14 protein-coding genes and 3 tRNA genes are annotated in these 13516 nt (G+C 50.3%); 13 read left to right on the forward strand and 4 right to left on the reverse strand.

Annotated elements, in window-relative coordinates; translation table 11 throughout:
- Nucleotides 1–20 precede the first annotated feature (20 nt).
- Genes GII36_RS00955 through GII36_RS00970 form a run of 4 tightly spaced genes read left to right on the forward strand, consistent with a single transcriptional unit; the run spans nt 21 to nt 3662 of the window.
- Nucleotides 21–854 (forward strand): type II secretion system protein, encoded by an 834-nt coding sequence (locus GII36_RS00955; RefSeq protein ID WP_260763754.1) that lies wholly within the window; start codon nt 21–23, stop codon nt 852–854.
- On the forward strand, nt 848–1471 hold the full coding sequence (locus GII36_RS00960) for a type IV pilus modification PilV family protein (RefSeq protein WP_260763756.1): 624 nt from the start codon (nt 848–850) through the stop codon (nt 1469–1471). Before GII36_RS00955 ends, GII36_RS00960 begins: the two co-directional genes overlap by 7 nt.
- Nucleotides 1455–2378, forward strand: coding sequence for a pilus assembly FimT family protein (locus tag GII36_RS00965; protein ID WP_260763759.1), 924 nt, complete (start codon nt 1455–1457; stop codon nt 2376–2378). Before GII36_RS00960 ends, GII36_RS00965 begins: the two co-directional genes overlap by 17 nt.
- Before the next feature lie 30 nt (nt 2379–2408).
- Nucleotides 2409–3662: a hypothetical protein gene (locus GII36_RS00970; RefSeq protein ID WP_260763761.1), complete on the forward strand. Its 1254-nt coding sequence runs from the start codon at nt 2409–2411 to the stop codon at nt 3660–3662.
- A 44-nt stretch (nt 3663–3706) separates the two neighbouring features.
- Here the strand turns inward: GII36_RS00970 and xerA are convergent, their stop codons facing one another.
- Nucleotides 3707–4633, reverse strand: coding sequence for a site-specific tyrosine recombinase/integron integrase (gene xerA / locus GII36_RS00975; RefSeq protein WP_260763763.1), 927 nt, complete (start codon nt 4631–4633; stop codon nt 3707–3709).
- Between the two features lie 76 nt (nt 4634–4709).
- On the opposite strand from xerA, the gene GII36_RS00980 reads away from it, so the two are divergent.
- The 6 genes from GII36_RS00980 to GII36_RS01005 all read left to right on the forward strand — a co-directional run bounded on the left by GII36_RS00980 (nt 4710) and on the right by GII36_RS01005 (nt 8386).
- Nucleotides 4710–5219, forward strand: coding sequence for a nucleoside-diphosphate kinase (locus GII36_RS00980; protein WP_260763765.1), 510 nt, complete (start codon nt 4710–4712; stop codon nt 5217–5219).
- A gap of 170 nt (nt 5220–5389) precedes the next feature.
- A tRNA-Arg gene (locus tag GII36_RS00985) sits at nt 5390–5466 on the forward strand.
- A 112-nt stretch (nt 5467–5578) separates the two neighbouring features.
- Entirely contained in the window at nt 5579–6142 is a 564-nt protein-coding gene (locus tag GII36_RS00990) for an HAD family hydrolase (protein ID WP_260763767.1), read from the forward strand.
- Nucleotides 6143–6186: 44 nt separating this feature from the next.
- Complete coding sequence (locus GII36_RS00995) at nt 6187–6777, forward strand: PH domain-containing protein (RefSeq protein WP_260763768.1); 591 nt, start codon at nt 6187–6189, stop codon at nt 6775–6777.
- Entirely contained in the window at nt 6698–7777 is a 1080-nt protein-coding gene (locus GII36_RS01000) for a SurA N-terminal domain-containing protein (protein WP_260763771.1), read from the forward strand. The genes GII36_RS00995 and GII36_RS01000 overlap by 80 nt, the downstream gene beginning before the upstream one ends.
- 12 nt (nt 7778–7789) lie before the next feature.
- Nucleotides 7790–8386: a superoxide dismutase gene (locus GII36_RS01005; protein WP_260763772.1), complete on the forward strand. Its 597-nt coding sequence runs from the start codon at nt 7790–7792 to the stop codon at nt 8384–8386.
- Nucleotides 8387–8393: 7 nt separating this feature from the next.
- Here GII36_RS01005 and GII36_RS01010 read toward each other — a convergent pair whose 3' ends face one another.
- Together GII36_RS01010 and GII36_RS01015 are read right to left on the reverse strand one after the other, a co-directional pair.
- Nucleotides 8394–10256, reverse strand: a complete 1863-nt coding sequence (locus tag GII36_RS01010) for a fibronectin type III domain-containing protein (RefSeq protein WP_260763774.1) — start codon at nt 10254–10256, stop codon at nt 8394–8396.
- A 109-nt stretch (nt 10257–10365) separates the two neighbouring features.
- Nucleotides 10366–10441: transfer RNA gene (locus GII36_RS01015), tRNA-Asp, on the reverse strand.
- Nucleotides 10442–10520: 79 nt separating this feature from the next.
- Between GII36_RS01015 and GII36_RS01020 the strand changes: the two genes are divergently transcribed.
- From GII36_RS01020 to GII36_RS01030, 3 genes are all read left to right on the forward strand, one after another.
- A tRNA-Thr gene (locus GII36_RS01020) sits at nt 10521–10596 on the forward strand.
- A 24-nt stretch (nt 10597–10620) separates the two neighbouring features.
- Entirely contained in the window at nt 10621–10998 is a 378-nt protein-coding gene (locus GII36_RS01025) for a hypothetical protein (protein WP_260763775.1), read from the forward strand.
- A gap of 3 nt (nt 10999–11001) precedes the next feature.
- Complete coding sequence (locus GII36_RS01030; protein WP_260763778.1) at nt 11002–12705, forward strand: glycosyltransferase family 2 protein; 1704 nt, start codon at nt 11002–11004, stop codon at nt 12703–12705.
- Here the strand turns inward: GII36_RS01030 and GII36_RS01035 are convergent.
- Nucleotides 12629–13108 carry an NrdR family transcriptional regulator gene (locus GII36_RS01035; protein ID WP_446680080.1) on the reverse strand — a complete coding sequence of 160 codons (480 nt, stop codon included), beginning with the start codon at nt 13106–13108 and terminating at the stop codon, nt 12629–12631. The two genes, GII36_RS01030 and GII36_RS01035, sit on opposite strands and share 77 nt — an antisense overlap.
- Between the last annotated feature and the right edge of the window lie 408 nt (nt 13109–13516).

The raw sequence follows: 13516 nt of genomic DNA on the forward strand, positions 1-13516 counted from the left end.
TATGCTATAATCAAACACAAATGGGCAGCAAATTTTCATCCGGCTTCACGATTATCGAGTTGATGCTTTTTCTGGCAATTACGGGACTATTGATCGCGGGCATTTTGGTGAATGCGGCCAACTCTCTCAATGACCAGCACTACAGAGATGGCGTTGAGGCGACAAGAAGTATTATCAGCGCGCAGTATGCCAAGGTGTACAGCCTGACAAACGACAGTGCGGTGGGGGATTCGGCAAATATTGACCCTTGCCAAGTACTTGAGGGTAATGATTCGGCTGTGGTACGCCGCGGCACTTCCGACTGTCTCTATGTAGGAAGACTGGTGCAGATTATCCCTGGAACTAATGCTTCAACTATTCGTGTCTCTCCTGTGGTTGCCAAGCCAAATGCTGCATACAATCCTGCGCGTGTGTATGATAATCAGCAGAGCGGTGCCGCAGCTGCCAATACGAGCTCTAGTACGTTTGCGCAGCGCTACCAAGTGGCACGTTACGATGGTAACAGTGACCTTGTACAAAATCAGGAGATGGAATGGGGTCTTGCTGCTGTGAGACCGAGTAGTGACAATCAGGTGGATATGGCGCTGCTTATTTTGCGCTCACCCATAGATGGTACTGTGCAGACATATAATGTACTCGCTACAAACCCTGGTGCGATCAACTACGCAAACCTCAGCGACAGACTTACAAGCGCCAACCTGACAGATGTGAAGTTCTGTGTGGCGGATCTTTCTGGTGCACTCGACCCCGCACAGCGTATGGCAGTGATTATCCATAAGGCAGCAACAGGGCCCGGTGATGTTGAGACGCGCCTCAATAACCCGGCAAACGAAGGCGGGGGCGCGGCATGCTAGTCCGTCAGCGCGGTGATACGTTGATTGAGGTGTTGTTTGCGGTTTCGATTTTTAGCGCCATAGTCGTCGGTACAATCATAATTATGAATCAAGGTATATCATCGGCACAAAATGCTCTGGAGATCAACTTGGTACGTAACCAGATCGATACGCAGGCCGAGCTGCTACGACATCTCAATAACGCCAAGCTTACCTCACTAGGGCGCAATACGACGGCCGAGTCAGTAGAGTGGGATAAGGCAGTGGCAAATGCTTCGGCGGAAGCACAGCCATATTCGGGTGATGGCGGTATCAATTCTTTTGACCAGTGTCGTCCTGATAATTTGCCGGGCAATGCCTTCTTCCTTGATCCTACGACGGGTCGAGTACAGACGAGAGATCGTATCGCGGATGTTTCGACGTTTGCGCAAATCCAGACTGGTACTAGTGGTGGGTCGGCACTTTCAAATATGCTTTGGGTGCAGCCTGTTTCTTCTCGCAACGACACTAGCGATGCAGCGCTGACGTTGACTGATTATTATGATTTCCATATTCGCGCCTGCTGGGATTCTCCTGGTGCTGGTGGCGGAGTGATGAAACTAGGTACGATAGTGAGGTTGTATGTCCCACGCACATAAGACGCAACGTGGTTTTACTCTTATTGAGTTGATGCTGGGTATTGCATTTGTAGGTTCGCTGCTTGTGCTGATTGCCCTTATCATCATTCAGATCATGGGCCTCTATAACAAAGGCCTCACGCTTAAAGAGGTTAACGAGGTATCTCGCGTGGTTGTGCGCGATATGCAGCAGAGTATATCTGGTGCAGACGCGTTTCGTTTGCAGTACGTCAAAAACAACGTGCCGACCTATGCCACGACACTACAAGAAGCTGTCAATCCGGGGGGTAACAATAGCCAGGTGGATTATTATAGTAACGATGCCGGCGGTCGCCTCTGTACGGGCGTGTATTCGTATGTATGGAACACTGGTGGTGCTATTCGTGCAGTGCGGGATGCACCTTACAACTTCACAAGTTCGGTCACGACATATCACCGGCCAGGCAACAGTAGTGCACCGGCCACAGGCTATCCTATTCAGTTTGTTACACGCACCAGCACCGATGGCAGCACAAAGCAGGTGCCTGTTCGCTTCATGAAAAAACGAGATGCCGCCAAGGAGCTCTGCCGTTTGCCAGCAGGTGATCAATTAACTACCACAACTCACGATCGCGCCTTGGGCGATGAAAGTGAATATTCGAATGTATTTGGCACGGGAAATAACGAACTAGTATTGTACGATTTCTCAATTGAGACGCCTCTGAAGCCGACCACAGAAGAGCGAACTGATGATATTACTGCTGTGTCGACGTTCTATTACGTCAAAATGACACTTGGAACCCAAAACGGCGACGAAAATACTCAGAATGGCCTGATTGCGTCGAACGAGCTTTGTAAACCACCAGTAGAGGCTACCGAGAACGAGGGTGAATACTGTGCGGTCAACAAAATTGATTTTGTGGCACGAACAGGTAGAATTGGAAACTAACGTGGTATGATAGAAGCACAAGGGGGATACATGAGACATCAACAGAGACGACAGACACAAACGGGCGCAGTATCGCTGTTCGTGGTGATCTTTACGGCGCTGTTGTTCGTCGCGGTGACGGTTGGATTTACAATACTTATGCTCTCGGATCAGCAACAGTCAACTGACAATGACTTGGCCCAAAGTGCACTCGATTCTGCAAACGCGGGAACCGAAGATGCCAAACGTGTCCTGGCGCAGTATTCTGACTGTCAGGAGCGAGGGCTGAATACTGGTTCTTGTGCGAGTATTCGGGCGGCTTTAGATCGCAATCAGTGCAACACAGTCAACGCCGCACTCGGCTCTTCAAGTGATCTGTCGGAGCGCAAGGTGCAGCAGACTGAGACAAATGACAACGCGAGTGCACTCCAGCAGGCGTATACTTGTGTCAAAATCACCCCAAATACCGATACCTATGTTGGCAAAACGCGCAGTGAGGGAGATATTCGTCTCGTGCCACTCAAGACCGACGGTGCTGCATTTGATACGATTCAGATTAGTTGGCTCAAGCGTGATGACATGAATCTGGAAAACGGTAATCCGCAGTTCTCGCCTTTAGCTGATTATGCGGATGTGCCGGCCGCACAGCGTGCTGATTATTTGCGGCTGCCTACCAAAGCCGACTGGCGCAATGATCGCCGCGGGGCAGTGCTTCGTGTCGGCATGATGCAGTATCAGCCTGGGTCGGTCAATCTTAATGATCTTGACGATAAAGCGCGCGCAGTATTCTTGTACTCCGGTAGCACGGGTCTCAGTAATACACCGGCCGGTGCAATCAATCTCGACAACGCAGATTTGCATCGCCCACTAACAAGCGCTAATCAAGCTGGTCTTGATGCAAAAATCTACAATTATCCCTACGAAGCACATTGTGCAGACGTAGCGCAGGGGTATATGTGTACAACGTTTGTCCGCATCCCAAGTGGTATGGACACGTCACGCTTCCACTACCTGACACTTGCTTCGGTGTATCGTGACACGAGCTTCGAAGTGCGAATCCTCAATGGTACCAATACCGTCCAGTTCAAAAACGTACAACCAGAGATCGACGTGACGGGTCGTGCCAACGACGTATTCCGTCGTCTCGTTTCACGTGTCGAGTCGGCTGATGCAAGTGAAGCGCCGTATCCGCGAGCGGCTGTCGGTACCAATGGTGATATCTGCAAGAACTTCGTTGTCACGGATGATCCTGACGATTATCACAGCGATGCGCCATCGACATGTGCGGACATTACTCGCCCGTAGCTACAGGTTGGAGCATAAAATAACCGGCTATATAGCCGGTTATTTTAGTCGCTATGAAACTTCTCGTGTATTTCGCGTAGATGTTCGTCGGTGACATGAGTATATACCTGTGTGGTGCTGATATCTGCGTGGCCTAGCATAGTCTGGACGCTGCGAATATCGGCGCCATTCATGAGCAGGTCGGTGGCAAAGCTATGACGCATGGTATGCGGGCTGACATGTTTGGTAATACCGGCTAGGCGGGCATATTGGGATATCATACGCTGCACACTGCGAGGTGTTAGTCGCCGATAGTCCCCGGAAGTATCGACTGCGCCCGCGTTACGACTATAGCTGATGAAGAGCGGGGTCAGGCTGTCGGTGCGGGCATCAAGATACTGCTCCACGTGTTCGGCTGCTGCATTGCTGATAAATACTGGACGGTCTTTTTGTCCTTTGCCGCGTACCATGAATTCGCGCCGAGTAGTATTGATATGATCACGATTGAGATTACAGAGCTCAGATACGCGCAGTCCACTCGAAAAGAGGAGTTCTAAAATAGCGCGATCTCGTAGTCCCGCCTCATCACTCGCGTCGACCTGAGCGCGCAGTCGTTCGATCTCGTCGAAATGTAGGAAAGTAACTTGTTTGCGTACAGTCTTGGGTAATTCAATCTTGTTGGGTGACAGTGACTCGATGTCACGTTTGGCGAGGTACTGTAAGAAGCCACGCAGGGCAATCAAGTGATAGCTCTGGGTTTTGAGTGACAGCGCCTCTTCGTGGTCGTTTTTATAGCGATTGAGCCACAGGCGATATTTCCGAATCATGTCGGATGTTATTGTGTCCACAGGTGGATTATCGGCAAACTCAGAGAAGCGCTCGAGGTAGTGCGTATAGTTTTCGGCGGTTTTGCTACTACGGCCACCCTCGACTTCGAGCGACTCGACGAAATCGTACATGAGTGACGAGAAATAAGTATCTACCGCTTCCATGAGTACTATTATACCCCATGACACTAGAGGTGGCAGGATGATATACTAAGAGTAGACAGTTAACAAAGGAGCTTACATGGCCAAGACCGAACTCGAACAAACTCTGATTGTATTTAAGCCCGATGCCCTACAGCGCGGCCTCATAGGCGAAATTCTCACGCGCTTCGAACGTGTAGGGCTGCGTATTGTTGGCACCAAAATGCTGGCGCCAGGTAGTGATCATTACTTCACTCACTACGAAGAGATTGGCAAGCTCAAAACGCGTGCAGGCGACCATATCTTCGATATCACGCTCCAGATGATGGGAGAGGGCCCGGTGATTGCCATGGTGCTCGAAGGTGTTGAAGCTGTTGCTCTTGTCCGCAAAATGGTTGGTGGTACTGAGCCGAAATCATCTGCACCTGGTACAATCCGTGGTGACTTCAGCCATATGAGCTATGCCTATGCCGACAACAAGAAGAAGGGTATTCCAAACCTCATCCATGCCTCCGGTGATCCTGCCGAGGCCGAGCAAGAAATCAATCACTGGTTTGCCGATTCTGAACTGTACGACTACGAAGCGCTGCACGAGAAGTTCACACGCTAGGCGACAGGGCTGGGCTGTATCAAAAGCGACCTCGCTATCAGGGGTCGCTTTTGGTATAATCAGAATAGTTTGCTGCTTGCATAGGGAAAGAGCAGCCCGAACAGCTGGCTTCACCAGTGCACGGCGCGATGGAGAAAAACCATAGGTTTGTCTCATACGCGGAGCGACACGCCTCGGTAGCTCAACTGGATAGAGCAGATCCGTCCTAAGGATAAGGTTGCAGGTTCGACTCCTGCCCGGGGTACCACACTAAAGCAGACCTTTTTAGGCCATCCACTGCCGAACCGTGCTAGGTATACTACGATCAGCAAAAAGAGGAGACCTACATGACTAAAGAGCGACCGATAGTATGGGTGGACATGGATAATACTATATATGATTTTGATGCGGCTATACTTACACATATCCCTGCAGAGCTGCATGTCGAGCGTGCAAACTTCCATATCGTTGATGATTATTCTCAAGAGCTACGTACTACTATTCAAGATATATATAATGCACCAGACTTTTTCCATGGCCTGCATCTTATCGAGGGGGTAAAGGAGTCGTGGCAAGCTATGATTGATGCGGGTTATGATCCAAGAATCTTATCTGCTCCTGTAAGTAGCAACTCGATGTCTATTGAAGGTAAGCGGGCGGCACTTGAGCGCGATATGGTGCCAGAATTTGGGCCTTCTATTTTAGACGATGCTCGATTTGACAAGGACAAGTGGAAATACGACGGCGTAGCATTGTTCGATGATCGGCCGACTGTCGGCGTGAACCCGGAGAGTGGAGAAGCGCCTTGGGAACATATACTGTATGGGTGGGCTCATCTGTCAGAAGTGCCAATGTCGCGAGCAGCGTTTCGGCTCCTCTCGTGGTATAACTCAAAAGATACCATACGTATTCTCGATACTGTTCAAGATCTACGGAGTGTTTAGATGTGCGCTCGTCTTGAGTTTTGCAGCTGTAGTATAATCAAATCATGCCTCGCAAACACAAAAATGATCCCACCAAGGCTTTTCCTGGCCAACGCGACGGCGAAGAGCTGATTCTCGTGTTTCGTCGTCATATGATTGCCATGCGCAAAGGCTTCTATATGCTGCTGATACCGCTAGTGATCACGTGTATTCCACCGCTGATCTGGCAGACGCAGCTTGAGTTATTCCTGTTGCCACTGGGTGGGTTTGTGCTCGGGCTTATCCTTTTCGCGTACCAGTACATCATGTGGTATTTCACGGTGTTTATAGTGACGGATCAGCGTATTCGCCAAGTAACGCAACACGGCTTCTTCGGTAGTGATGTCGTAGAGCTCAAACTGTCCAAAATCCACAACATAAGCTATAATATACCAGGAATGAGCGGGGAGCTTTTCGGCTTCGGTACAATCGTCATCCAGACCTATGTGGGGGATTTGACGATACGAAACGTGGAGCACCCGGAGAAGATATACAACCTCCTTCAAGACGCAGTCGAGGAGGCAGAACGAGGAGTAAATGAAGAAACTTACGTCGAAACTGAAGCGCTCAAAGCAGAGCGAGAAGCCGAGTCGGATCACCAACGAAACGGTCGCTGAGCATCGTGAGCGTATCTTGGCGGGTGGTCGCCGGTTTAAATACCCAGTACAATATACCAAACACCGCTTGGTATGGACAGCAATTGCTATTGGTACAGTGGTGCTGGTGCTGTTTCTCGCGGTCTCATGGTGGCAACTGTACAAGTCTCAGACTACTGATAGCTTCTATTACCGTATTACGCGCGTTGTGCCACTGCCTGTCGCGCAGGTAGACGGTGAGTCTGTCAAATACGGCGACTATCTCTTGAATTACAAGATGTCGGAGACGTATCTTGATACTGCCGAGAAAGCAAGTGAGGCCCAGTATGCGGGCGGCGCGGGCAGCAAGAGTGTCTATGACTACTACAAGGCTCAGGCGATGCAAAACGCCGTGATCGATACCTACGCGCAGAAGCTCGCCAAAGAAAATGGTATTACCGTCACGGATCAGCAGGTCAACGACGCTATCAGGGCACTCATACAGACATCCTCGGGACAGTCGGAGATTAGTCAAGAAGTGATTAATCGTTCAGTTGAGCAGTTGTACGGTCTTTCGCCTTCGGAAAATCGCTACTACTTACGAGAGAGTCTCTTGCGGCAGGCTGTCGCCTATAAGGTAGACAACACTGCAAAAAGCACGACCGATGATATTAAGGCGATTCTCGACAAAGATCCTGGCAAAAGCTTCGACGAAATCGCGGCAAATTACCGGGGTTCGCCGACAGGAGTGCAGACATTGACCTCTGGTTGGGTGAAGAAAGACAACAAAGACGGGGGGCTTGCTGCTGCCGCTGCCAAATTGCAAAAAGGCGAGATGGCTGGTCCGATCAAACCACTCAGCGGCGATGGTTATTATTTTGTGCGCCTGCTCGAGGCTAACAACCAGGAAGAGATCAATTATCAGCTCATCAAGGTGCCACTTAAAGAATTCAAACAGCAGATTGATAATCTTAAGCAGTCTGGTAAGGTGACATATTATATCGCTGTACCAGATGCGAAGCCGCAAATCCAAACCAAATAAAGGAGGGAAATTATGGCCTACACATTACCAACGCTTGGATATGAGTATGACGCACTGTCTCGCAGCATTAGTGCAGACATCATGCAGCTCCATCACAGCAAGCACCATCAGACGTACGTAGACAAGCTCAATACGGCACTCGAGGGCAAGAGTGTGCCTGATTCGCTTGAGAGGCTTCTGAGTGACTTAGAGAGCGTGCCAGAGGACGTGCGAACAGCAGTGCGCAACAACGGTGGCGGACACTATAATCATTCACTGTTCTGGCAGTTCATGAGCCCCTCTGGCGGCGGTGAGCCGACTGGCGATCTCGGCGCGGCGATTACCGAGAAATATGGTAGCTTTCAGGCGTTTGTGGATAATTTCAGTGCGCAGGCGGCAGGGCTGTTTGGCAGTGGCTGGGTGTGGTTGCAGCCAGATCTGAGTCTAGCAGCCTTGCCTAATCAAGACTCGCCGATTATGTCTGGAGGCGAGGCACCGATCCTTGGTCTCGATGTTTGGGAGCACGCCTACTACCTAGACTATCGAAACGTTCGCGCCGATTATATCAAGGCGTGGTGGGATGTTGTCGACTGGCAAGCTGTCGCTGAGCGCTATCAGCACGCTAAATAAGTAGTATCTATCTGGCGTGATGAATTGTCATGCTATTATCTTCGTTGTATTCATAACTATCCTCAGTATCAGTGTCTGGGGTCAGCTGCTCGGTACTTGGTGCTACGATGTCTTGATATAGAGCTCCCGGTGTGTTTTGTGGCGATATGTCAGGGGGTTGCGAGACATTCGCCGGATCTGGAGTGATTGGCTCCACGATAGGTGGGGCGGCGGCTGTTGTTATCGGGGCTGCCGTATAGCTGTTTTGATCCATCTCCTGGGGTACAGAGGCAGGAGTGCTCCACATATCAAGAGGTTCTTCTATTGCCTCTGTTGGGGCCATGGGTATTGCTGCTGGGTCGAGGTACGATTCGGATTGTGAAGTATATGTCGGTGCAGCGTAGGACTGAGGAGGCTGGTAGGTCATTGTTTCTGGCGTTCCTGGTGACGCGAACGACTGTTCGATTTGTTGGATGGACGTATCCGTTAGTGGCGCTACTGCTGTCGGCTGGGTATAAGTGGTATAGTCATGCTCGAGAACTGACTCATAGCCGGCAGCGGCTTGCGTGGCGCGGTGCCGTCTCCAGAGCAGTAGCACCGCAACACCTGCAGTGACGATGAGGCTAGTGAGTACGAGGATGATGATAGGCCATGCCGGCTGGCTATCTGTGGTCGGTGATGTAGGAGTAGTAGTAAGTTTGACAGTAATAATTTGGGCATCTGGTGTTGCGCCTGCAGTAAAATCAATCTTTTTGACTACAAACGACTGCGAGGTGGTGAGCGCTCCTGTCTTGAGCTGCATTGTGTAGTTTCCTGGCATTAGCGTGAGAGCTACCTCACCTTTGCGGGTTGTTGTGTAGCTGCCGTCTTTACCTTTTAGTGAGATGTGAGCGTCGGCGACGGGGGTTGTACCCTGCGTGATTCGTAGAATTACAGGATACGCTTTGGTGGTGAAGCTGCCAGTTTTTGTCACACTGACATCCGATGCGTTTTTTGCATCAATTTCATAGAAGTAGATATTACCAAGTTGCAAATTTTTCAACGTTGCTGAGTGCACCTCGCTATCGCTGGTAACGTCACTGGTAAGTTCGAGTGCGTCTACACTGACGCCATAGCGTATGCTTGTCGTCGCGGCGTCTTGAGTGTGCCATGTGATTTCAGCGGTATCGTATGCTGCTGCTGCAATGTCATCAGTGATACTTGGCGGATTTGGCGTCACTGCAACCGTGGGAGCTGGGGATGATGTCGCCTGTGGGGTTTGGGCGGCTGTGGGGGTAGTTTTTGGTGCGCTTGAGGGTGCAGGAGTACTAGTGCTCGGTGTGTTGTTGGCGGGGGTGCTAGGTGCGGGGGTAGTTGGCGCTGGTGCGGGAGTGATGCAGTTTGGCGGGGTGCCAGTCTGACCTGCTGGACATGTCGGTGTCGCGATAGTGAATGTGGCGGGTTGCCGAGTTGTTGGTCCGTCATTGATAGTCGTGTTTGTGGTGAAGTTCAGTGTAGGGGTTCCAGTAGTGAGGGCGCGAAACGTAATGGTGAAGATCTTCTGATTGTTGACGGCTTGGCTGGGGCACATGAAGCGCGAGTAGGCTACCGTGCCATTACTAATAGAAGGATCGCTACCCCCGAGAGCACCTCCGGAACTGCTGGCCGCTGTTGCTTGCAAAATACCGGTTGGGTAAGTGACATTGATAGTTGCTCCGCCACAGAACGATGTGTTGGCCGGCACGCTTGCGCGAACTTCGACCGTAAACGTTTGCCCTGGTGCATAGGTGGCACTGGCAGGTGAAAAATAAATCGTCCCTTGCACTGCATGCACCGGTGTCGTCGTGACTACGTATAGAAACACACCGAAGGCGGCGAATATCGGGAGTGCGAGCTTGCAGAAATGTTTCATATGTTAGTTTTTGGTTATGGTTACCCGTGAGTATAGTGTAACAGATTTGGAAAGTGGTTGAAACTGTATTCAATGAAAAAACCGCCACCAGACGGTAACGGTATTTTCATGGCGCGCTCGACCGGATTTGAACCGGCGATCTCCTCCGTGACAGGGAGGCGTGATAACCCCTTCACTACGAGCGCAAACTCAGATAATGATAGCAGACAAATCCTCCGTGTGCAAGGGGTGGCGTATGGTACAATAGTTGAAGTCAGGAGTTACGCCGCTATAGCTCAGTTGGTAGAGCGGCGCTTTCGTAAAGCGTAGGTCTCCGGTTCAAATCCGGATAGCGGCTCCAAATTTGATATACTAGACAACAGATATGCGAGATATTATCACTACATCACTGCGCCATGCAGCAAAAGAACGAACACTACTTATTGTGTTTGGTTTATTGATCAGCCTGTGTGTGATTATTGCGATCTATTTCGGAGTGCGTGTCCAGCCTTCTTATAATCAGGTATATACGCACTATACGTCATATGGTGGAGTAAATCTGTATGCTTCGCAGTGGTGGTATGCGATTAGTTTCCCGTTGTTCTTCATGATGATCGCCATGTTACACACTGCTATAGGCGTCAAATTATACACACTTAAAGGCAAGCAATTAGCGACTGGCTTCGGTTGGTTTTCGGTCGGGCTAGTAATCTTTGCTGCTATTACATTGACCTATATTGTCAATGTAGCATTTCCGCTCTAGTCTATGGCACAGCAATCTCTCGAGCTTCCCTTAGGTAAACGTACGCGCAAATATCGATTCTTCGAAATGGTTCCTGGGCTACTCAGTATTACGGTTATTGGGCTATTATTTGTACTGTCTTGGCTTAATGCTGCGCTTGCAAGCGGCTATTTGCTGCTCATTATCTTGGCGGCGCTGGCGCGAGCTGTAGTGATCGCAGCGCACACGATCCGTGGCTACCAGCATCTTACTGGCGCGCAGAAAGTTGACTGGCACCGACGACTTGGCGATCTTGAGCAGCCCGTGGAGAGTCTACCCAGAGAAGAAGCGCGTCAGACGGGTGAATTTGGTCAATCAACACACCTCCGTAATCTTCGCACGCTTGCCACAAACCCCGACGCATACCCTAGGCCGTCACAGCTGTATCATGCGGTGATTGTGGCGGCATATAACGAATCTATCGAGGTAATTGAGCCGACCATTGTGTCTCTACTGGACACGACTATCGATAATACGCAGCTCATCGTTGTATTCGCCTACGAAGCGCGAGGTGGTGAGGGTATTGCACAAACGGCTAAAACTCTCAAAGAGCGTTACGGATCGCAGTTCGGCATGTTTTTCACTGTTGAACACCCAAAAGACCTGCCTGGCGAGGTAGTGGGTAAAGGTGGCAATATCACGTATGCCGGTGAATATACTGCACGCGAACTCAAGAAGCACGGCATCAACTCTGACGATGTTATCGTAACGACCCTGGATTGTGACAATCGTCCACACCCCGCGTATTTCGACTATGTCTCATACGAGTACATCGTGCACGACGCGCGCCAGCACTTATCGTATCAGCCTGTATCGTTGTTTTTGAACAATATTTGGGATGTACCGGCACCCATGCGAGTGATTGCGACCGGTAACTCTTTCTGGAACATCATCTCATCTATGCGACCAGACCAGTTGCGTAACTTTGCCTCGCACTCGCAGCCACTGACCGCACTGCAGGGAATGGGCTTTTGGAGTAAGCGTTCGATTGTGGAAGACGGCCATCAGTTTTGGCGCAGCTACTTCTATTTCAAGGGCGACTATGCGGTGACGCCTATTTACGTTCCGATCTACCAAGACGCTGTACTGTCAGAGACCTATAAGAAGACGCTTGTCGCGCAGTTCAAGCAGCTGCGACGCTGGGCCTATGGTGCGTCAGACGTGCCATATGTGGCGGTGCGAGTATTCACTCGTAAGCGCCAAGTTCCGTTTGGTGACTCGCTGGTGAAATTTTATGAGCTACTCGATGGGCACGTTACTCTAGCGAGTATCTCTATCCTTGTGGCGTTTGGCGGTTGGATTCCATTGCTTTTTAGCCCCGAGTCGGCACGCAGTGTACCGGCACATCAGCTACCTGTGGTGGTGAGCAGTTTGCAGCAGATCGCGCTTATTGGTCTCTGTATCTCCATATTCTTCTCGCTCAAGATGTTACCACCGCGCCCAGCTCGCTATAAGCGTCACCGGACCCTCCTGATGGTTGCACAGTGGATTCTCATGCCGGTCACATCGATTGCGTACGGTGCTATGTCGGCACTCAATGCACAAATGCACCTGCTCTTCGGACGCTATCTCGACAAGTTTGATGTCACCGAGAAGGCAACAGTCGGTGAAATTACTCGTGCGCAGGGACATCGTCAGCACTGGTGGCAGTGGTGGAAGGCCTCCCGCGGCGTCGGATCGAAGCGATAATACCATGCTGGGCGCCGTACTGTAGGGCGCTCAGTTCGTCAAACTGCTTCAGTGTACGGTAGGTCTCGTCGGCAATAGCCGATACGGTGATGGGGGAGGAGATATCGTAGCGTGTGATCAGACGCAGTTCTATGGTGCGGGCGAACTCGTAGCTGGTTGTGGCGGCGTCTGGCAGGTTCAGGAGTGCACGATTGATACTGATTATCAATTTACCGGGAGAGAACTGTACCTGGCCTCCAGAGTGGCTCAGTAGCGCCACATCTTCGAGGGATGGCCGCTCGTAGGTAGTAAATACCCGCCCACAGCTTGTACATTGCCGACGCCGCCACACTTGGGGCGCTTTTTTGTGGGGGCGAGAATTGGGTATGGTAGTTTTTTTGTTCAAGCAATATACGCATATCATATCTATATATTGTCATACTGCTATTCAAAATGCTAGTGGATAACTCGCAAATAAATATGGAAAAGTCCTCCATATAGAAAAACCACCAGATTGTGGAATCTGGTGGAGAAAAGTCCGTTTATACTATAACGCGACTATTTTTTGAGTTGTTTGTGTACTTCGGCCCACGTCATATCGTACTCAAAGCCGAGTTTGAAGTTGGCAAGCACAGATGGCTTGTGTGTTTGTTTTGTAACTTTCGTGTTAGCCATGATTACAATATAGCATAAGCGTAATATTTTGTCAACAGCCTCAAAGTAAAAAAATATATCACAGTACGAATATATAGAGGTAAAAAGTAGTCAAAGTATATGTGGAAAAGCATAGGTAGTTTGTGGATGAGCAAGAAAATACACCAGCGAGGTAGCT

It is taken from the genome of Candidatus Mycosynbacter amalyticus (assembly GCF_025273655.1).
Lineage (GTDB): Bacteria > Patescibacteriota > Saccharimonadia > Saccharimonadales > Saccharimonadaceae > Mycosynbacter > Mycosynbacter amalyticus.

Coding starts and splice junctions, on each gene's coding strand:
- GII36_RS00955 (WP_260763754.1), top strand. CDS start 21: ATGGGCAGCAAATTTTCATCCGGCTTCACGATTATCGAGTTGATGCTT.
- GII36_RS00960 (WP_260763756.1), top strand. CDS start 848: ATGCTAGTCCGTCAGCGCGGTGATACGTTGATTGAGGTGTTGTTTGCG.
- GII36_RS00965 (WP_260763759.1), top strand. CDS start 1,455: ATGTCCCACGCACATAAGACGCAACGTGGTTTTACTCTTATTGAGTTG.
- GII36_RS00970 (WP_260763761.1), top strand. CDS start 2,409: ATGAGACATCAACAGAGACGACAGACACAAACGGGCGCAGTATCGCTG.
- xerA (WP_260763763.1), bottom strand. CDS start 4,633: ATGGAAGCGGTAGATACTTATTTCTCGTCACTCATGTACGATTTCGTC.
- GII36_RS00980 (WP_260763765.1), top strand. CDS start 4,710: ATGGCCAAGACCGAACTCGAACAAACTCTGATTGTATTTAAGCCCGAT.
- GII36_RS00990 (WP_260763767.1), top strand. CDS start 5,579: ATGGATAATACTATATATGATTTTGATGCGGCTATACTTACACATATC.
- GII36_RS00995 (WP_260763768.1), top strand. CDS start 6,187: ATGCCTCGCAAACACAAAAATGATCCCACCAAGGCTTTTCCTGGCCAA.
- GII36_RS01000 (WP_260763771.1), top strand. CDS start 6,698: ATGAAGAAACTTACGTCGAAACTGAAGCGCTCAAAGCAGAGCGAGAAG.
- GII36_RS01005 (WP_260763772.1), top strand. CDS start 7,790: ATGGCCTACACATTACCAACGCTTGGATATGAGTATGACGCACTGTCT.
- GII36_RS01010 (WP_260763774.1), bottom strand. CDS start 10,256: ATGAAACATTTCTGCAAGCTCGCACTCCCGATATTCGCCGCCTTCGGT.
- GII36_RS01025 (WP_260763775.1), top strand. CDS start 10,621: ATGCGAGATATTATCACTACATCACTGCGCCATGCAGCAAAAGAACGA.
- GII36_RS01030 (WP_260763778.1), top strand. CDS start 11,002: ATGGCACAGCAATCTCTCGAGCTTCCCTTAGGTAAACGTACGCGCAAA.
- GII36_RS01035 (WP_446680080.1), bottom strand. CDS start 13,108: ATGATATGCGTATATTGCTTGAACAAAAAAACTACCATACCCAATTCT.